Here is a 19335-nt window from a genome sequence, read left to right on the forward strand (position 1 = left end):
AAAGAGAAGTAGGTGCCGCCCCGCACAGGGGCAACGCTAATAGACCACTAACAAAGCAAGGAAAGGCACCAAAGCCAGAACAAGGAAAAGCCAAAGCCCTAAGAACACAGACAATAAGCGCCGCGAAAGCAAAAAAGCTTAGGAGACGAAACGATGAACACCCCAGAAAACACACAAACAAAACCCCACCGCCTGGAAGGCGAATTCGACTACATCATAGTCGGCGCCGGCACAGCAGGTTGCGTCCTCGCCAACCGCCTATCGGAAGATCCAGAGGTGCAGGTCCTCCTGCTAGAAGCCGGCGGCAAAGACGACTACCACTGGATCCACGTGCCGGTAGGCTACCTCTACTGCATTGGCAATCCCCGCACAGATTGGCTCTACAAAACCCAGTCAGAACCCGGCCTGAACGGCCGCTCGCTCTCATACCCGCGGGGCAGAGTACTAGGCGGCAGCTCCTCCATCAACGGCATGATCTACATGCGCGGCCAACGCGAGGACTACGATGAATGGGCTCGCGTCACCAATGACGCCTCCTGGTCCTGGAACTCTGTCCTCCCCATCTTCAAACGCAGCGAAGATCACCACGCCGGCGCGTCCGAATCGCATGGAGCAGGCGGCCCATGGCGCGTCGAAAAACAACGCCTGAAATGGAAGATCCTCGAAGAGTTTTCACAAGCCGCACAACAAACCGGCATACCCGCTACCGATGACTTCAATCGCGGTGACAACACCGGTGTCGGTTACTTCGACGTCAATCAGAAACGCGGCATCCGTTGGAACGCGTCGAAAGCCTTTCTGCGTCCGGCGCTTAGGCGACCCAATCTCACCGTTATCACCGGTGCCCATACACAGCGCGTCGTGTTCGAGGGACGTCGCTGCACAGGCGTCGAATATCGCGGCGACAACACGGACTATCTCGCCAAAGCCCGTTGCGAAGTGATCCTCAGTTCCGGTGCGGTCAACTCGCCGCAATTGCTCGAACTCTCCGGTATCGGTAATGGTGCGCGCCTCCAGAATCTCGGTATCGAGGTTGTGAAGGATCTGTGCGGCGTCGGCGAAAATCTGCAGGACCATCTGCAGTTGCGCATGGCCTATAAAGTCGACGGCGTGCGTACGCTCAATACCGCTTCCGCGCATTGGTGGGGCAAGCTGATGATCGGCATGCAGTACGCGTTCTTTCAAAGCGGCCCCATGTCGATGTCACCATCGCAACTCGGCGCGTTCGCCAAGTCCGATCCGAATGACCGCTCGCTCACGCGTCCCGATCTCGAGTATCACGTGCAGCCGCTCTCACTCGATCGCTTCGGCGAACCGTTGCATCGCTTCAATGCATTTACCGCGTCGGTGTGTCAGTTGCGGCCAACCTCGCGTGGCAGTATTCACATCGGATCATCCGATGCGTCGGCGCCGCCGTTGATCGCGCCCAACTATCTGTCCACCGATTACGACCGGCACGTCGCTGCCAACGCATTGCGTCTGACGCGCCGCATTGCCGCGGCGCCTGCGCTCGCGCCCTATCGGCCGCAAGAGATTCTGCCCGGTATCCAGTATCAGACCGAAGAAGAACTTCAGCAGGCCGCGGGCGCGGTCGGTACCACCATCTTTCATCCGGTCGGCACTTGCCGGATGGGCACCGCCGACGATCCCGCCGCGGTCGTCGACAATCGCCTACGAGTTATCGGGGTTGACGGTTTACGGGTGGTCGACGCATCAATCATGCCGTCCATCACCTCGGGCAACACCAACTCGCCGACACTGATGATCGCCGAGCGCGCCAGCGACATGATCCGCGAAGACCGTCGCGCACGCTCGGGCGGCAATGTCCTGGTTCAGACTAGCGGTGCGCCGTCCATGTCAGCCGTGTGACACTCGGCGTGACTGTGGGAGCCGAAGCCGCGGTGCGTGCCTCGGACTTTGCCTGGCATGCCTCGAGCGTGATGGAAGCAGCGCTCGCGGATCCCCCTGGCGCCTGCCGAGCAAGGTTGACGCATCGTGTGCGCATCCTTCAGGCGCCCCGAGCAAGGGTGGCGTGCCGCTTGAGCACGCCTCGGGCCCGCTTCAAACAGTCGTCATCCACTAAGTGCAAATCCCAATGAATGCGCTGCATCATTGGCGCGACAATGGCAGCCATGCTGCGTGCCGCCCATGGATTACCGTCCGGATTGGTGCAGTACGCCAACGAGCGGCACGGGGTGCCGCCGTCACACATAAAAGTCGCGCAGCCGTTCGCGCGGAAGATCGTAATGCTTCGCCTTACTCCGTATGGAAGGGAACATGATTCTCGGCGATACGATTCTCGAAACGCGCGGCCTCACCCGCGAGTTCAAAGGCTTCATCGCCGTGAACGGGGTGAACCTGCGCGTGCGCCGTGGCTCGATCCATGCGCTGATCGGCCCTAATGGGGCAGGCAAGACCACCTGCTTCAATCTGCTCACCAAATTCCTTGAACCGACCGCGGGCCAGATCGTCTTCAACGGAATCGACATCACCAGTGAACGCCCGGCGCAAATCGCCCGGCGCGGCATCATCCGCTCGTTTCAAATTTCTGCTGTATTTCCGCATCTGACAGCATTGCAGAATGTGCGCATCGGTTTGCAGCGTGTGCTCGGCACGGCATTTCATTTCTGGAAGAGCGAACGCACGCTGCGTCAGCTCGACGATCGGGCCATGGACTTGCTCACCCAGGTCGGATTGACCGATTTCGCCGACGTGCTCACGGTAGAACTGTCCTACGGCCGCAAGCGCGCGCTCGAAATCGCCACCACGCTCGCGATGGAGCCCGAGTTGATGCTGCTCGATGAACCGACGCAAGGCATGGGCCATGAAGACGTCGATCGCGTCACGGCCTTGATCAAGAAAGTATCGAGCGGCCGCACGATCCTGATGGTCGAACACAACATGAACGTGATCGCCGGCATCTCCGACACCATCACCGTGCTGCAACGAGGCGAGGTGCTCGCGGAAGGCAGCTATGCCGAAGTGTCGAAGAATCCGCTCGTGATGCAAGCCTATATGGGCAGCGCCGATGCGGCGCTCGCCGGAGCCCACGCATGAATACGATTGCCGAGCGCGAAAGTCTCGAAGTGAGCGACACGGCTGGCGGTGCCCCCGCGCTGGAGATTACGGGTTTGCAGGCATGGTACGGGGAGTCCCATATCCTGCATGGCGTCGATCTGACGGTGAACCGCGGCGAAGTCGTCACGCTGCTGGGCCGTAACGGCGCGGGGCGCACCACCACACTGCGCGCGATCATGGGGCTGACCGGCCGGCGCACCGGCTCGATCCGCATTAGCGGCCGCGAAACCATCAACCTGCCCACACATCGCATCGCTCACTGCGGCATCGGTTACTGCCCGGAAGAGCGTGGGATTTTTTCGAGCCTCTCGTGTGAGGAAAACCTGCTGTTGCCGCCGCCCGTCGGCGACAAGGCGCACATGATGTCGCTCGAAGAAATCTATTCGATGTTCCCGAATCTGCAGGAACGCCGCATGAGCCAGGGCACGCGGCTCTCGGGTGGCGAGCAGCAGATGCTGGCGGTCGCACGCATTCTGCGCACCGGCGCGAGTTTGCTGCTGCTCGACGAAATCTCGGAGGGCCTGGCGCCAGTCATCGTGCAGGCGCTGGCCCGCATGATCATGACGCTCAAGGCGCGCGGCTACACGGTTGTGATGGTCGAACAGAATTTCCGCTTTGCCGCGCCACTCGCCGATCGCTTCTATGTGATGGAGCATGGTGCGATCGTCGAACACTTCGAGGCCGGCGAGCTTGAAAGCAAGATGCCGGTGCTGCACGACTTACTGGGCGTATAGACAGGAAGTAACGAGAAACGTCCGATTGCCTCTGATAACCACAAGCGAAGAAACCAGGAGACAGGAATGAAAAAGAACCCACTCGCGCGGCTTGCCACACTCTGTTTCGCGGTTGCCGCCGGCGCCGCGTTGACGATGGGCAGCGCGCAGGCCGCTGACGATGCCGTGAAGATCGGCTTCATCACCGACATGTCGGGTCTGTATGCGGATATTGATGGCCAGGGCGGTCTCGAAGCGATCCGTATGGCCGTGGCCGACTTCGGCGGCAAGGTCAATGGCAAGCCGATCGGGGGGGGGGGGGGGGGGGGGGGGGGGGGGGGGGGGGGGGGGGGGGGGGGGGGGGTGGTTCGATCGGGATGGCGTCGATCTGCTGATCGGCGGCACGAATTCGGCAACCGGGCTGTCGATGAACACGGTGGCTGGTGAGAAGCACAAGGTTTATATCAGCATCGGCGCGGGCGCCGACACCCTGACCAACGAGCAGTGCACACCGTACACGATCCACTACGCGTACGACACGACGGCGCTCGCCAAGGGCACGGGCTCGGCGGTGACGAAGCAGGGCGGCAAGACCTGGTACTTCCTGACCGCTGACTATGCGTTCGGCAAGGCGCTCGAAAAGAATACGTCGGACGTGGTGAAGGCCAACGGCGGCCAGGTGCTGGGCGCCGTGCGTCATCCGCTTTCGGCCTCGGATTTCTCGTCGTTCCTGTTGCAGGCGCAAGCGTCGAAGGCGCAGATCCTCGGCCTCGCCAACGCGGGCGGCGACACGATCAACTCGATCAAGGCCGCCAAGGAATTCGGCATCACGAAGACGATGAAGCTGGCCGCACTGCTGATGTTTATCGACGACGTCCACAGTCTGGGTCTGGAAACGACCCAGGGCCTGGTGCTGACGGACAGCTGGTACTGGAACAAGGACGCCACTACGCGCGCGTGGGCGCGGCGCTACTTCGACAAGATGAAGAAGATGCCGTCGAGCCTGCAGGCTGCCGACTACTCCGCGACCATGACCTACCTGAAGGCCGTGCAGACGGTCGGCTCGACCGACTCCGACAAGGTAATGGCGCAACTGAAGAAGGCCAAGATCGACGACTTCTACGCGAAGGGCTACATCCGTCAGGACGGCAGCATGATCCACGATATGTACCTGATGCAGGTGAAGACGCCGGCTGAATCCAAAGAGCCGTGGGACTACTACAAGATCACTGCGACGATTCCCGGCGAACAGGCGTTCACGACCAAGGCTGAAACGCGCTGCGCGATGTGGAAATAAGCGTAGGTTGATAACCAGCTGACCGTCTGTCAGCCTTTTCTGGCGGGAAATACATAGCGCCGTTTTGGTACACAGACTGATGGTCAGCTGCTTCATGTGCCGCGCGCGATCGAGCGGATGGCTCGCCGGCTGCGCGCCGGCGGGATCATACGTAACCGATCTCACCCTGACGTTGGCTTAAGGGATTAAGGCTTCAATGGAAATCTTTGGCGTTCCGCTACCGGCGATGCTGAGCCAGTTGCTGCTGGGGCTCGTGAACGGCTCGTTCTATGCGATTCTCAGCCTGGGTCTGGCGGTGATCTTCGGCTTGCTCAACGTGATCAATTTCGCGCACGGCGCGTTGTTCATGCTCGGCGCGATGCTCGCTTGGATGGGCCTGTCGTATTTCGGCCTGCCGTACTGGGTGATGCTGGTGCTCGCGCCGCTGATCGTCGGCGTGTTCGGCATCGTGATCGAACGCTCGATGCTGCGCTGGCTGTACAAGCTTGATCACCTCTATGGGCTGCTGCTCACTTTCGGACTCACGCTGGTTGTCGAAGGCGTGTTCCGCTCGATCTACGGTTCGTCCGGCCAGCCCTACGACGTGCCGTCGGCGCTCTCCGGTGCGACCGATCTCGGCTTCATGTTCCTGCCGAACTATCGCGCGTGGGTAGTGGTGGCGTCGCTCGCGGTCTGCTTCGCCACGTGGTTCGTGATTGAGAAGACGCGCCTCGGCGCCTATCTGCGCGCGGGCACCGAGAATCCGAAACTGGTCGAGGCGTTCGGTGTCAACGTGCCGTTGATGATCACGCTCACCTATGGCTTCGGCGTCGCGCTGGCCGCGTTCGCCGGCGTGCTGGCCGCGCCGGTGATTCAGGTCTCGCCGTTGATGGGCCAGCCGATGATCATCACCGTGTTCGCGGTGGTCGTGATCGGCGGCATGGGTTCGATCATGGGCTCGATCCTGACCGGCCTGCTGCTTGGCGTGATCGAAGGGCTGACGCGTGTGTTTTACCCGGAAGCGTCGGCGACCGTCGTCTTCGTGATCATGGCGCTCGTGTTGCTGGTGCGCCCGGCGGGTCTCTTCGGCAAGGAAAAATGATGCAGAGAAAAGTGCTCTACGGTCTGCTGTTGATCGCGCTTCTCGCGGTGCCGGTGCTCGGCATCTATCCGCTCTTCGTCATGAAGGTGCTGTGCTTCGCGTTGTTCGCCGCGGCCTTCAATCTGCTGATTGGCTACACGGGGCTGCTCTCGTTCGGTCACGCAATGTTTCTCGCGTCGGCCGGTTACGTCACCGGTTATGCGATGCAGACGCTCGGCTTCTCTCCGGAGCTCGGCGTGGTGGCGGGTACCGCCACGGCAACGTTGCTTGGGCTGGTGGTCGGCCTGTTCGCGATCCGCCGGCAGGGCATCTACTTTGCGATGGTGACGCTGGCGCTCGCGCAGATGGTCTACTTCGTTTTCCTGCAAGCGCCGTTCACGCACGGCGAGGACGGCCTGCAAGGCGTGCCGCGCGGCAAAATGTTCGGCTTGCTGGATCTGTCGTCGGACGTGACGCTGTACTTTGTCGTGCTGGCCGTGATGGTGCTGGCATTCCTGCTGATCGTGCGGATCGTGCACTCGCCGTTCGGGCAGGTGCTGGTGGCGATCAAGGAGAACGAGCCGCGCGCCGTGTCGCTTGGTTACGATACCGATCGCTTCAAACTGCTGGCGTTCATTCTGTCTGCTGGGATCGCCGGTCTGGCGGGCTCGCTCAAGGTACTGGTGCAGGGCTTCGAGACGCTGAGCGACGCATACTGGACGATGTCGGGTCTCGTGATCCTGATGACGCTCGTCGGCGGCATGGGGACGCTGTTCGGGCCGCTGCTTGGCGCGGCGCTGATCGTTGCGCTCGAAGACCGGCTCGGCGATATCGGCACGGCGCTGGCTTCGTCGACAGGCGTCGAATGGTTCCGCTCGCTGGGTGAATCCGTGACCATCGTAACGGGCGTGATTTTCATTGCCTGCGTGCTGGCGTTCCGGCGCGGTATTGTCGGTGAGATCATCGCGAGAGTGCGGCCATTGCGGGCCTGAAGCGGCAATGAGGCGGCAATGAATTCCAAATTGCTTTGGTGTCCGATATAATTCGGCGCTCGTGAAATCGGTCAGGCTGGATCTTGCGTTGCGCGCAGGCCGGCCTCGCGCTAAATCGGAACAAAACGTGCCCCACATTTGTGCCGCAGTGCACCACTAGGGTAATTGCTAGTTGTAAGGGGGAGGGTGCTCGTTTAATCTTCATGCAGTTCTGATGCACCACGAATTTTGCAGGTGGAGAACGAGGAGACAATGAGGCACTCAGTGCCCAGACGAAAGCGCTGTTGGATTGATATCCAACAGCGCTTTTTATTTGTGCTTTTCGTTATTCGCCATTCAATTTCTCCGCTAATTCGGTGACCCTTTTTTATTCACCGAGCCACCCCCAATTTCATCTGCCCTTACCCTGCAAAATGCTTGCAGCGCGGGGCTTTCGTCCGCTAAACTTGCCATTCACCGACCGAGCGGTCGGTGATTCAAATCTGCGGATTTGGATTCAAATGAATAACGGGGTAGACAGAGGAGCGGGATGAAGTCGGCATTGCGTTGGATGAGCGCGGCATTGGTCGCCACCGGAGTATCCGCGGCATGGAGTGGCCAGGCATTCGCGGACGTGAAAATCGGCGTCACGGTGTCGGCAACAGGGCCGGCTGCGTCGCTTGGTATTCCGGAAAAGAACACGATCACGCTGCTGCCTAAAGAAGTGGCAGGGCAGAAGATCGACTACATCGTGCTCGACGACGCCACGGATTCAACCCAGGCCGTCAAGAACGCACGCAAGCTCACCAGCGAAGATCATGTGGATGCGTTGATCGGCTCGACCGTCGTGCCGAACTCGTTGGCCATGATCGACGTCGCTGCTGAAAGCACCACACCGATGATCTCCATGGCCGCCGCGGCGAGCATCGTGGAACCGATGGATGCGAAGCGCGCGTGGGTCTTCAAGACGCCGCAAAACGACATTCTGATGGCCACCGCGATCGCGCAGCATATGTCGAATCACGGTGTGAAGACGGTCGCATTCATCGGCTTTGCAGATGCGTACGGCGAGAGCTGGTTCAAGGAATTCGGCAAGGCCGCCGATCTCGCGAAGATCAAGATCGTCGCGAACGAACGCTTCGCGCGCAACGATGCTTCGGTGACCGGCCAGGTGCTGAAGATCATGTCGCAGAATCCGGATGCGGTGCTGGTCGCCGGCGCGGGCACACCGGCCGCATTGCCGCAGAAAACCCTCAAGGAACGCGGCTACAAGGGCAAGTACTATCAGACGCACGGCGTCGCCAATAACGACTTCCTGCGCGTGTGCGGCAAGGATTGCGAAGGCACCTATCTGCCGGCCGGTCCGTTGCTGGTCGCTGACCAGTTGCCCGATTCGAACCCGGTGAAGAAGTCCGCGCTCGCATACAAGCATGCGTATGAAGCGGCGTACGGCGCCGGTTCGGTCTCGACATTCGGCGGTCACGCTTGGGATGCAGGCTTGCTGTTGCAACGCGCGATCCCGCTTGCGCTGAAGAAAGGTCAGCCGGGCACGCCTGCGTTCCGCGAAGCGCTACGTGCGGCACTCGAAAACACGAAAGACATGCCCGCTTCCCACGGCATCTTCAACATGAGCGCGAACGACCACGCTGGTCTCGACCAGCGGGCGCGTGTGATGGTGGAGATCGCCGGCGGCAAGTGGAAGCTGTCCGGCGACTGAGCGAAGGCGAAGCGATACGGAACCCACTCAAAAAAGACGCGTGCAGTTGCCGCGTCTTTTTTATTGCCCGCATTTGATGATTGGCGGCGCTTGAAGTGCGTTGGACAAGCGAAACATCGGAGATGAAAACGCGGTCAAAAACGCGGTCTAAGCGGCCCGTTTCAGGACAAACCCGCATTCGGGCGACAGTCTATTGACCGTGAATGATGCAGAACGCAATACTACTAACATGTTAGTGTTTCGGGCATTAGAAATCGCAGTAGTGGTTCGCAGCAGGGGAGTTGCACCAGAACGGCGACGGCGTTGATGTTGAGCAGGGAAAACCATGCTTGGCATGCCTGAACCCTATAACTAGATTCAGACACCCGGCCCGTGCGCCGGATTACAGATACGCGCTTCAAAGCGTTTGGAGACTTGCATGAACAAGACAAAGCAATGGGTACGCACCGGTATCGCGATGGCGTTGATGTGCGGCGCGGGCGCTGCCTTCGCGCAGGTGAAAATCGGCGTCACGCTGTCCACCACGGGGCCGGCTGCATCGCTCGGGATTCCTGAAAAGAACACGATCGCGCTGCTGCCGAAAGAGATCGGCGGCAAGACGGTGCAATACATCATCCTCGACGATGGATCGGACACCGGCAAGGCCGTGCAGAACACGCGCAAGCTGATCGACGAAGACCACGTCGACGCCATCGTCGGTTCGACCGTCACGCCGAATTCGCTGGCGATGCTCGACGCTGCGGCTGAAGGCAAGACGCCGATGATCTCGCTGGCGGCATCGGCTGCGATCATTTCGCCGATGGACGCCAAGCGCGCATGGGCCTTCAAACCGCCGCAAAACGATAGCCTGATGGCTGACGCGATCGCCGACTACATGGAGCGTCACGGCGTGAAGACGGTCGGCTTCATTGGCTTCGCGGATGCGTACGGCGACGGCTGGAACAACGTCTTCACCGCGGCCGCCGCCGCGCATCATCTGAAGATCGTCTCCAATGAACGCTTTAACCGCACCGATGCCTCGGTGACCGGCCAGGTGCTGAAGACGATGGGTGCGAACCCGGATGCGGTGTTGATCGCGGGCGCGGGTACGCCGTCGGCGCTGCCGGCCAAGACGCTCAAGGAGCGTGGCTACAAGGGCAAGGTCTACCAGACGCACGGCGTCGCCAACAACGACTTCCTGCGCGTGTGCGGCAAGGATTGCGAAGGCGAACTCCTGCCGGCCGGTCCGATCCTCGTGGCCGATCAGCTGCCGGATTCGAATCCGGTGAAGAAGTCGTCGGAAGCCTACAAGGATGCGTATGAGAAAGCGTATGGCGCGGGCTCGGTGGCGACCTTCGGCGGTCACGCATGGGACGCCGGCCAGATGCTGCAAGCTGCGATTCCGGTCGCGCTGAAGACCGCTCAACCGGGCAGCGAAGCGTTCCGCATGGCACTGCGCAGCGCGCTTGAAAACATCAAGGAACTGCCGGTCTCGCACGGCATCATGAACACCACGACGACCGACCACAACGGCCTCGACAAGCGCGCACGCGTGATCGTGCAGATCGTCGACGGCAAGTGGAAGCTGCTGAACGACTAACAACAAAAACGATACGCGCCTCTCGCGCAGCATGCGGCGCAAGACGCCGCATTGCCATTCTGTTCGATGACAATGGCAACGACCGCTGCGCCGTATTCCGGCGCGGCGGTCGCTTTTTCAGGCATCGCTGGTTAGTGGCCGGCCGCGCGTTCTGCCGCCACGACTGTTCCCGGTTTTGACTTCGACGCTTCAGGACGAGGAAGTATGGATCTATCAATTGCGGCGATCCTCGCACAGGACGGCATCACCACCGGCGCGATCTACGCGCTGCTCGCGCTTGCGCTAGTGCTGGTGTTCTCCGTCACGCGGGTGATCTTCATCCCGCAGGGCGAGTTTGTTTCGTACGGCGCGCTGACGCTCGCCGCACTGCAAACACAAAAATTTCCGGCCACGTGCTGGTTGTTGATGGCGATGGGCGCGGCATGCTTTGTCGTCGAGATAGCGGGGCTGGTGCGGCATCCCGAAAGACGCCGGCATGCGGCGCGCACACTGGTGATGCTGGTCGGCAAATATCTGCTGTTTCCGATTGCGGTGTACGCGCTCACGCAGGGTGTTTTCCTGCATTCGCTGCCGATGATCGCGCAGATCGCGCTGACGCTGCTGATCGTGATTCCGATGGGGCCTTTTGTCTACCGGCTCGCGTACGAACCGATCGCGGAGGCGACCACGCTGCTGCTGTTGATCGTCGCGGTGGCGGTGCACTTTGCGATGGTCGGCCTCGGGCTCGTGATGTTCGGTGCGGAAGGCTCGCGCACCACGGCGTTCTCCGATGCGACCTTCAACCTCGGCACGCTGTCGATTTCCGGGCAAAGCCTGTGGGTGGTCGGCACAGCGGTGGTGCTGATCGGTGGGCTGTACCTGTACTTCGATCGCTCGATCTCCGGCAAGGCTTTGCGCGCAACGTCCGTGAACCGGCTCGGCGCGCGGCTCGTCGGCATCGGCACGACGCAGGCAGGGCGCCTCGCGTTCACGCTCGCGGCGGGCCTCGGTGCGCTGTGCGGCATCCTTGTCGCACCCTTGACCACCATCTACTACGACTCGGGCTTCCTGATCGGTTTGAAGGGCTTTGTGGGAGCGATTATCGGCGGTCTGGTCAGCTATCCGCTGGCAGCCGCGGGTTCGATCCTCGTCGGTCTTCTGGAGTCGTATTCGTCGTTCTGGGCGAGCGCCTATAAGGAAGTGATCGTGTTCACGCTGATCATCCCGGTGCTGTTGTGGCGGAGTCTGGCCAGCCCGCACTCGGAAGAGGAAGAGGAGTGACACGATGAAACGGATCATGCAAAACAAGTTCTTCTGGTTGTTCCTCGTCGTGCTGTTCGCGTTGCCGGTGTTGCCGCATCCGATTCATGTGCCCGAGTATTGGGTGACGTTGCTCAACTACATCGGCCTGTATTCGATCGTCGCGATCGGTCTCGTCCTGCTGACGGGTATCGGCGGGATGACGAGCTTCGGGCAGGCGGCGTTCGTCGGCATCGGCGCGTATGCGACCGCGTATCTGACGACGGCGTACGGTGTGTCGCCGTGGCTCGCGCTGATCGCGGGCGTGGTGGTGACGGCGCTGATCGCGCTGATGCTCGGGCTCGTGACGATGCGGCTATCGGGTCACTTTCTGCCACTCGGCACGATCGCTTGGGGGCTCGCGCTGTTCTATCTGTTCGGCAACCTGGAGATGCTCGGCAAGTACGACGGCATCAATGGGATTCCGGTGCTGAATGTTTTTGGTATCAACCTGGAGTCCGGCCGCCATATCTATTACCTGATCTGGGTGGTGGTGCTCGGCGCGGTGATTTCTGTTCAAAATCTGCTTAATAGCAGGCCAGGACGAGCGATCCGCGCCTTGCGCGGCGGCGGCATGATGGCCGAAGCGATGGGCGTCAATACCGGCTGGATGCGTGTGGTGATCTTTGTCTACGCCGCCGTGTTGGCGTCGATTTCAGGGTTCCTGTACGCGCACCTGCAACGCGCGGTGAATCCGACGCCCTTTGGTTTGAACCACGGCATCGAGTTTCTGTTCATGGCGGTGGTGGGGGGCGTGTCGCATGTCTGGGGCGCTGTGCTCGGTGCGGCGATCCTGACCGTATTGCAGGATTATCTGCAAACGCTGCTGCCGAAGCTGCTCGGCGAGAACGGCAACTTCGAAGTGATCGTGTTCGGCATCTTGATGGTGCTGTTGCTGCAATACGCTCGCCAGGGTGTCTGGCCATTTGTCGCGCGGTTTTTCCCGAAGGGGCCGCGTGCGCATCTGTCGGATCATGCGGAGCCGTTGCCGCAGCGCAGCAAGCCGGCGGCGGGCGAAAGCCTGCTAACGGTGAACAAGGCGCGCAAGCAGTTCGGCGGGCTAGTCGCGGTGAACGACGTCAGCTTCGAGGTGAAAGCAGGGCAGATCATTGGTTTGATCGGGCCGAACGGTGCCGGTAAATCGACCACCTTCAATCTGGTCACGGGCGTGCTGCAAGCGACGAGCGGCGAAATCACGTTTTGCGGCGAGCGTATCGATTCGCTGAGTTCACGTGAAATCGTCAAACGCGGCATTGGCCGAACGTTCCAGCACGTCAAGCTGCTGCCGGGCATGACGGTGTTGGAGAACGTAGCGATCGGCGCGCATCTGCGCGGCCAGGCTGGCGTTTGGCGCAGCGTCGCGCGCCTGAACGGTGCGGAAGAGGCGCGCTTGATGGCTGAAGCGGCTAGCCAGATTCGTCGCGTCGGACTCGAACAGCATATGTACGACGAGGCCGGCAGCTTGGCGCTAGGGCAGCAGCGGATTCTCGAAATTGCTCGCGCGCTGTGCTGTGACCCGACCCTGCTGCTGCTCGACGAGCCTGCTGCCGGTCTGCGGTATCAGGAAAAACTGCAACTGGCGGATTTGCTGCGCCGTCTCAAAGCCGAAGGCATGAGCGTGCTGCTGGTCGAGCACGATATGGATTTCGTGATGAATCTCACGGATCGGCTGGTGGTGATGGAGTTCGGCACGCGTATCGCGGAAGGCTTGCCGCAGGATGTTCAGCAGGACCCGGCTGTGCTCGAAGCGTATCTGGGCGGGGTGGAGTGATGGAGAACACGATGAATGATGCTGCGCCGATTCTCGACGTGAACGGTTTGTCGGTCCGCTATGGCAAGGTCGAAGCGCTGCACGGCGCGGCAATTAAGGTGCGGCCTGGTCAGATCGTCTCGGTGATTGGTCCGAACGGGGCGGGCAAGTCCACGTTGCTGAACGCGATCATGGGCGCATTGCCGACCACGGGTCATGCGAAAGGCGCGGTCCTCTATCAGGGTGAAGACGTCAGCGCGGTGCCGGTTGAAAAGCGGGTCGCGCGCGGCATGTGTCTGGTGCCGGAAAAGCGCGAACTGTTTGCGTCGATGACTGTTGAAGACAATCTGGTTCTCGGCGCGTATCGGCGTAAGCGGGCAGGGGAGCGCAATTTTCTCGATCAGCTCGAGCCGGTCTTTACGCTTTTTCCTCGCTTGAAAGAGCGGCGGAAGCAGGCGGCCGGGACGTTGTCCGGTGGCGAACGCCAGATGCTTGCGGTGGGCCGTGCGTTGATGGGCAAACCCGATCTGTTGATGCTCGATGAGCCGAGCCTCGGCCTCGCGCCGCTGATCGTGAAAGAAATTTTCCACATTATTAGTGCGCTGCGGCAGACCGGCGTGGCGACGCTGCTGATCGAGCAGAATGCACGCGCCGCGCTCCAGATCTCTGACTACGGCTATGTGCTTGAAACGGGTGAACTGGCGCTGGAAGGGCCGGCCGCGGATCTGGCGCAGAATCCGCGCGTGATCGAGACATATCTGGGGCTGGCCAAGAAAGTGGCTTAGTTCTTCATTTTCGGTCGGATCGCTGCGGTTCAAAGCGGTGTGTTTCACGTGAAACACACCGCTTTTTTCTTGCCTGGCCATTCGGACGAAATTCGGGCCTAAACCGAACCCGTTATAATTCGCCCATACATTTTCCTTTGAAAGGCTCACGCGACGATCTGGCGTGAGATCCGCGATGCTTTTTCCCACAGAATTTGACGTAATCGTCGTCGGCGGCGGTCATGCTGGCACTGAGGCCGCCTTGGCCTCAGCACGCATGGGCAATACGACGCTCCTGCTGACGCATAACATCGAAACCCTCGGTCAGATGAGCTGCAATCCGTCCATCGGCGGGATTGGTAAAGGCCATCTGGTGAAGGAAGTCGATGCGCTCGGCGGTGCGATGGCGGCTGCGACGGACGAGGGCGGGATCCAGTTCCGCATCCTCAATTCGTCGAAGGGGCCTGCCGTTCGCGCGACGCGCGCGCAGGCGGACCGTCTGTTGTACAAGCAGGCGATCCGGCATCGGCTGGAGAATCAGCCGAACCTGTGGCTGTTCCAGCAAGCGGTCGACGATCTGATGGTGGAAGGCGACCGGGTGGTCGGCGCGGTGACTCAGGTGGGAATTCGTTTCCGCTCGCGCGCAGTCGTGCTGACGGCCGGGACGTTCCTCGACGGCAAGATTCACGTGGGTTTGAACAACTACACCGGTGGCCGTGCCGGCGATCCGGCAGCGGTGTCGCTGTCCGGCCGACTCAAGGAACTGAAGCTTCCGCAAGGCCGCCTCAAAACCGGGACGCCGCCGCGCATCGACGGTCGGACGATCGACTTTTCGAAGCTCGAAGAGCAACCGGGCGATCTGGATCCGGTGCCGGTTTTCTCGTTTCTGGGGCGCGTCGAGCAGCATCCGCGCCAAGTGCCGTGCTGGGTTACGCATACGAATGAGCGGACGCACGACATCATCCGTGGTGGTCTCGACCGCTCGCCGATGTACACCGGCGTGATCGAAGGGGTGGGGCCGCGGTACTGCCCGTCGATCGAAGACAAGATTCACCGTTTTGCGTCGAAGGAATCGCATCAGATCTTCCTCGAGCCAGAAGGGCTGACGACGAACGAGTTCTATCCCAACGGGATTTCCACCAGCCTGCCGTTCGACGTGCAACTGGAACTCGTGCGTTCGATGCGTGGCCTGGAGCACGCGCATATTCTGCGGCCGGGCTACGCGATCGAATACGATTACTTCGATCCGCGTGGGTTGAAGGCATCGCTGGAAACCAAGGTGATTAGCGGGTTGTTCTTTGCGGGACAGATCAATGGCACGACCGGCTACGAGGAAGCGGCTGCACAAGGCTTGCTGGCGGGGATCAACGCCGGCTTGCACGTACAGGGCAAGGACGCATGGTGTCCGCGCCGCGATCAGGCCTACCTGGGTGTTCTGGTCGACGATCTGGTGACGCAAGGGGTGTCCGAGCCGTATCGCATGTTCACGAGCCGCGCCGAATACCGTCTGAGCCTGCGCGAAGACAACGCCGATATGCGTCTGACGGAGATCGGCCGCGAACTCGGCGTGGTCGATGACGTCCGTTGGGACGCATTCAGCCGCAAGAGGGATGCTGTTTCACGTGAAACAGAGCGTCTTCGCACGACGTGGGTCAACCCCAAGACGCTGCCGGCCGAAGAAGCGACGGCATTGCTCGGCAAGCCGATCGACCACGAATACAGTTTGGCGGATCTGCTGCGCCGTCCGGGTGTGACTTACGACGGTGTCTGCGGTTTGCGCGAGGGTGCATGTGCTGCGCCTGAGACGCTAGCCGAAGACGACGTTCTGCTCGCCCAGATCAAGGAACAGATCGAGATTGGCATCAAGTATCAAGGCTATATCGACCGCCAGGCCGATGAGATCGAGCGGAATGAGTCGCATGAAAGCACGCGTTTGCCGGAGGGGTTGGACTACGCCGAGGTAAGAGGGCTATCGTTTGAAGCGCGTCAGAAGCTGACGCAATTCCGCCCTGAAACTATCGGCCAGGCATCGCGTATCTCCGGCATTACGCCGGCGGCGATCTCCCTGCTGATGGTTCACCTCAAGCGTGGCTTGGGACGCCGTTCGACGAAACCCGCCGAACCCGGCGCGGAGAGCACGCCGGTGGTGCAATGACGGTGAGTCAGAAGGGAAGCGGTAATGAGGCATTGGCGCCGCTGCTAGCGGACGGCGTCCGCGAGCTCGGCCTCGATCTCAGCGACGCGCAACTCGGCAAACTGCTCGACTACGTTGCGCTGCTGTCCAAATGGAATGCCGTCTACAACCTGACGGCGATTCGCGATCCGCGGCAGATGTTGATCCAGCACATCCTGGATTCGCTTTCGATCGTGCCGCATCTCGCTACGCGCGATGCGTCTTCGGTGTTGGACGTGGGCTCCGGTGGCGGCTTGCCTGGCATCGTGCTGGCCATCGTCCTGCCTGAATGGACCGTCACCGTGAACGACATCGTGCACAAGAAGACGGCTTTTCAGGCCCAGGCCAAAGCCGAGCTCGGCCTTGCGAATCTGTCGGTTGTCACGGGCCGGGTCGAGACTTTGCGGTCGGGCGCCGAAGTACCGGCAAAGTTCGACGTAATCGTGTCGCGTGCATTCGCAGAGCTCGCGGATTTCGTTACACTGGCCCGTCATCTCGTTGCGGAGCAGGGCGCGATCTGGGCGATGAAGGGTGTGCGTCCGGATGGTGAGATCGAGCGCCTGCCGGCGGGTGCCCACGTGGAGCAGATCATCCGGCTGAATGTGCCGTCGCTCGACGCTGAGCGGCATCTGATCAAGGTGCGAGTGGACGAGGGCCGCTGAGGGCCGCCACCAGTAGGTGCCAGGCACGCACCGCAAACCACGAGCGCTTTCTACTTTATTCAAGCAGCAAAAGGGACACACCAACGATGGCAAAAATCTTCTGCGTTGCGAACCAGAAGGGCGGCGTCGGCAAGACGACGACGGCAGTCAATCTGGCCGCGAGCCTGGCAGCGCAGGGACAGCGAGTCCTTCTCATCGATCTGGACCCGCAGGGCAACGCCACGATGGGCAGCGGTGTCGACAAGGCGGCGTGTGCGAACACCGTCTACGAAGTGCTTGTGGATGGCGTAGCTGTGGCGGATGCGCGAGTGCGTCCGGAAGCCGTCGGTTATGACGTGCTGCCCGCGAACCGTGAACTGGCGGGTGCCGAAGTCGAACTGGTCAGCGTGCAGCACCGCGAGCGTCAACTGAAAGTCGCGTTGGCGGAGGTCGAGAGCGAATATGAATTCGTCCTGATCGACTGCCCCCCGGCTCTGTCGCTGTTGACACTCAATGGTCTGTGCGCCGCCCATGGCGTAGTGATCCCGATGCAATGCGAGTACTTCGCACTTGAGGGACTGTCCGACCTGGTCAACACGATCAAGCAGGTGCACGCGAACCTGAATCGCGACCTGAAGGTGATCGGCCTGCTGCGCGTGATGTTCGATCCGCGCATCACCTTGCAACAACAAGTTTCGGATCAACTGAAAGAGCACTTTGGCGACAAGGTGTTCGACGTGGTGATCCCACGCAACGTACGCCTTGCCGAGGCGCCTAGCTATGGGTTGCCGGGCGTCGTGTTCGATAAGGCCTCGCGCGGTGCGCAGGCGTATGTGCAGTTCGGTGCAGAGATGATTGAGCGGGTGCGCACATTGAATGACGCGCCCCAGGCGTCCTAAGCGGATCGAGGAAGCACGATGAACGCAGTAGCAAGAAAGAAAGGGTTGGGTCGCGGTTTGGAAGCATTGCTGGGTGGCAGTGCGGATATTACCGAGGCCGTCGTGATCGAGGGTGCACCGAACGTGCTGCCGCTCAGTAAGCTGCAGGCCGGCAAGTACCAGCCGCGTACGCGCATGGACGAGGGCGCGTTGCAGGAATTGGCCGCCAGCATCCGTGCTCAGGGGCTCATGCAGCCGATCCTGGTGCGGCCGGTATCGGCGGATAAGTACGAGATCATCGCCGGCGAGCGGCGCTTCCGTGCGGCACGTATCGCCGGTCTCAATGAGGTGCCGGTGCTGGTGAGGGACGTGCCGGACCAGGCGGCCGCTGCGATGGCGCTGATTGAGAATATTCAGCGCGAAGATCTGAATCCGCTGGAAGAAGCGCAGGGTATTCAGCGCTTGCTCGACGAGTTCAATTTCACGCACGAGCAGGCGGCCGAATCGGTTGGCCGTTCGCGCAGTGCTGTGTCGAACTTGCTGCGTTTGCTGAACCTGGCGTCGCCGGTGCAGACGATGCTGCTGGCCGGCGATCTCGACATGGGGCATGCACGCGCGCTTCTGGCCGTCGACGCCGCGACGCAGATCACGTTGGCCAACCAGGTCGTCAACAAGCGCATGTCGGTACGCGAAACCGAAAAGCTGGTGACGACGACGACTAAAGTTGCGCCTGCGGTCAAGGCGCGAGCGAATCAGGACGGCGGCCGCGATACGCGACGGCTTGAGGAGGAATTGTCGGATCTGCTCGCCGCAACGGTAAAGATCAAGCTCGGCCGACGCGGCCGCGGTCAGGTGTTGGTGGATTTTGGCGATCTGGACGCATTGGAAGGGATTCTTGTCCGGTTGCGCGGTAACGCTACGGCGTGATCGTGGCGGGTTGAATGGGAAGGATGTTGGGCATGTTTGTGGGCTGGCTGGGGCTGGTTTCTGATTCTCAGCTCACGCTCGCAAGCTGTTTGGCGCGCCTGGTGTGCTGTTCGGCGGTAGCGGCGGGGCGCCGGTCGTATCCGCCGCAAGCATGGCTTGTTTGATGGTTCCCCTGCTCAATTGATAACCTATGTGGATATCGGTTGGATACCTAACTATGTGTCGCGTTTAATAATAAGGATTGCGATGTATCAGTTCGAGCGGATATTTCCGTGGTGACGCGGACGTGGCCGGGTTGTGCGGTGAGCTGGATTGGCCGCGGCGCCACCACGGGTTTCGCGTACTCCGTCCTTTCACGTGCTGGGATCTGTCAGCGGGCGCTAGGTGCCAACGCCGGGATTGGCGGGATGCGAGGGCAGGGCGGGACCGGCAGGAAGTGGCAGGCGCCTGGCTACATGTTGCGTCGACCGTCAGGGCAGAGGGCGGGCTCTGGTGATGTTTGTTCGCCA

General features: G+C 61.0%; 14 protein-coding genes and 1 pseudogene. All 15 read left to right on the forward strand.

Annotated elements, in window-relative coordinates:
• The first annotated feature begins 153 nt into the window (after positions 1 to 153).
• The 15 genes and pseudogenes from M0D66_RS28380 (at position 154) to M0D66_RS28450 (ending at position 18826) form a co-directional block, all read left to right on the forward strand.
• Positions 154 to 1869: a GMC family oxidoreductase gene (locus M0D66_RS28380; protein ID WP_266212295.1), complete on the forward strand. Its 1716-nt coding sequence runs from the start codon at positions 154 to 156 to the stop codon at positions 1867 to 1869.
• Positions 1870 to 2277: 408 nt separating this feature from the next.
• Entirely contained in the window at positions 2278 to 3057 is a 780-nt protein-coding gene (locus tag M0D66_RS28385) for an ABC transporter ATP-binding protein (protein ID WP_054038612.1), read from the forward strand.
• On the forward strand, positions 3054 to 3812 hold the full coding sequence (locus M0D66_RS28390) for an ABC transporter ATP-binding protein (RefSeq protein WP_054038596.1): 759 nt from the start codon (positions 3054 to 3056) through the stop codon (positions 3810 to 3812). Before M0D66_RS28385 ends, M0D66_RS28390 begins: the two co-directional genes overlap by 4 nt.
• A gap of 66 nt (positions 3813 to 3878) precedes the next feature.
• Positions 3879 to 5088 (forward strand): annotated as a pseudogene (locus M0D66_RS28395) (ABC transporter substrate-binding protein).
• A gap of 196 nt (positions 5089 to 5284) precedes the next feature.
• Positions 5285 to 6169 (forward strand): branched-chain amino acid ABC transporter permease, encoded by an 885-nt coding sequence (locus M0D66_RS28400; RefSeq protein WP_200660063.1) that lies wholly within the window; start codon positions 5285 to 5287, stop codon positions 6167 to 6169.
• Positions 6169 to 7140, forward strand: a complete 972-nt coding sequence (locus M0D66_RS28405) for a branched-chain amino acid ABC transporter permease (RefSeq protein ID WP_266212328.1) — start codon at positions 6169 to 6171, stop codon at positions 7138 to 7140. The genes M0D66_RS28400 and M0D66_RS28405 overlap by 1 nt, the downstream gene beginning before the upstream one ends.
• A 529-nt stretch (positions 7141 to 7669) precedes the next feature.
• On the forward strand, positions 7670 to 8836 hold the full coding sequence (locus tag M0D66_RS28410; RefSeq protein ID WP_266212296.1) for an ABC transporter substrate-binding protein: 1167 nt from the start codon (positions 7670 to 7672) through the stop codon (positions 8834 to 8836).
• Between the two features lie 418 nt (positions 8837 to 9254).
• Positions 9255 to 10415 carry an ABC transporter substrate-binding protein gene (locus M0D66_RS28415; protein WP_200622319.1) on the forward strand — a complete coding sequence of 387 codons (1161 nt, stop codon included), beginning with the start codon at positions 9255 to 9257 and terminating at the stop codon, positions 10413 to 10415.
• 204 nt (positions 10416 to 10619) lie between these two features.
• A complete protein-coding gene (locus M0D66_RS28420) occupies positions 10620 to 11675 on the forward strand; it encodes a branched-chain amino acid ABC transporter permease (RefSeq protein WP_093634494.1) in 1056 nt (351 codons plus the stop codon).
• 4 nt (positions 11676 to 11679) lie between these two features.
• On the forward strand, positions 11680 to 13464 hold the full coding sequence (locus tag M0D66_RS28425; protein WP_266212297.1) for an ATP-binding cassette domain-containing protein: 1785 nt from the start codon (positions 11680 to 11682) through the stop codon (positions 13462 to 13464).
• An 11-nt stretch (positions 13465 to 13475) separates the two neighbouring features.
• Positions 13476 to 14228, forward strand: a complete 753-nt coding sequence (locus tag M0D66_RS28430) for an ABC transporter ATP-binding protein (protein ID WP_200565600.1) — start codon at positions 13476 to 13478, stop codon at positions 14226 to 14228.
• Positions 14229 to 14403: 175 nt separating this feature from the next.
• Positions 14404 to 16362: a tRNA uridine-5-carboxymethylaminomethyl(34) synthesis enzyme MnmG gene (gene mnmG / locus M0D66_RS28435; protein WP_266212298.1), complete on the forward strand. Its 1959-nt coding sequence runs from the start codon at positions 14404 to 14406 to the stop codon at positions 16360 to 16362.
• Entirely contained in the window at positions 16359 to 17042 is a 684-nt protein-coding gene (gene rsmG, locus M0D66_RS28440) for a 16S rRNA (guanine(527)-N(7))-methyltransferase RsmG (protein ID WP_266212299.1), read from the forward strand. Before mnmG ends, rsmG begins: the two co-directional genes overlap by 4 nt.
• Before the next feature lie 86 nt (positions 17043 to 17128).
• Complete coding sequence (locus tag M0D66_RS28445; protein ID WP_093634489.1) at positions 17129 to 17920, forward strand: ParA family protein; 792 nt, start codon at positions 17129 to 17131, stop codon at positions 17918 to 17920.
• Between the two features lie 18 nt (positions 17921 to 17938).
• Complete coding sequence (locus M0D66_RS28450; protein ID WP_093634488.1) at positions 17939 to 18826, forward strand: ParB/RepB/Spo0J family partition protein; 888 nt, start codon at positions 17939 to 17941, stop codon at positions 18824 to 18826.
• Positions 18827 to 19335: the final 509 nt, after the last annotated feature.

The sequence above is a fragment of the Paraburkholderia sp. SECH2 genome (genome assembly GCF_030464795.1).
In the GTDB taxonomy this organism is placed as follows: domain Bacteria; phylum Pseudomonadota; class Gammaproteobacteria; order Burkholderiales; family Burkholderiaceae; genus Paraburkholderia; species Paraburkholderia aspalathi.

What these genes read in the sequence shown, in the direction of transcription:
- M0D66_RS28425 (WP_266212297.1), top strand. Translation starts at nt 11,680, where the DNA reads ATGAAACGGATCATGCAAAACAAGTTCTTCTGGTTGTTCCTCGTCGTG.
- M0D66_RS28385 (WP_054038612.1), top strand. Translation starts at nt 2,278, where the DNA reads ATGATTCTCGGCGATACGATTCTCGAAACGCGCGGCCTCACCCGCGAG.
- M0D66_RS28380 (WP_266212295.1), top strand. Translation starts at nt 154, where the DNA reads ATGAACACCCCAGAAAACACACAAACAAAACCCCACCGCCTGGAAGGC.
- M0D66_RS28450 (WP_093634488.1), top strand. Translation starts at nt 17,939, where the DNA reads ATGAACGCAGTAGCAAGAAAGAAAGGGTTGGGTCGCGGTTTGGAAGCA.
- M0D66_RS28400 (WP_200660063.1), top strand. Translation starts at nt 5,285, where the DNA reads ATGGAAATCTTTGGCGTTCCGCTACCGGCGATGCTGAGCCAGTTGCTG.
- M0D66_RS28430 (WP_200565600.1), top strand. Translation starts at nt 13,476, where the DNA reads ATGAATGATGCTGCGCCGATTCTCGACGTGAACGGTTTGTCGGTCCGC.
- M0D66_RS28445 (WP_093634489.1), top strand. Translation starts at nt 17,129, where the DNA reads ATGGCAAAAATCTTCTGCGTTGCGAACCAGAAGGGCGGCGTCGGCAAG.
- M0D66_RS28405 (WP_266212328.1), top strand. Translation starts at nt 6,169, where the DNA reads ATGCAGAGAAAAGTGCTCTACGGTCTGCTGTTGATCGCGCTTCTCGCG.
- M0D66_RS28420 (WP_093634494.1), top strand. Translation starts at nt 10,620, where the DNA reads ATGGATCTATCAATTGCGGCGATCCTCGCACAGGACGGCATCACCACC.
- mnmG (WP_266212298.1), top strand. Translation starts at nt 14,404, where the DNA reads ATGCTTTTTCCCACAGAATTTGACGTAATCGTCGTCGGCGGCGGTCAT.
- M0D66_RS28410 (WP_266212296.1), top strand. Translation starts at nt 7,670, where the DNA reads ATGAAGTCGGCATTGCGTTGGATGAGCGCGGCATTGGTCGCCACCGGA.
- M0D66_RS28415 (WP_200622319.1), top strand. Translation starts at nt 9,255, where the DNA reads ATGAACAAGACAAAGCAATGGGTACGCACCGGTATCGCGATGGCGTTG.
- rsmG (WP_266212299.1), top strand. Translation starts at nt 16,359, where the DNA reads ATGACGGTGAGTCAGAAGGGAAGCGGTAATGAGGCATTGGCGCCGCTG.
- M0D66_RS28390 (WP_054038596.1), top strand. Translation starts at nt 3,054, where the DNA reads ATGAATACGATTGCCGAGCGCGAAAGTCTCGAAGTGAGCGACACGGCT.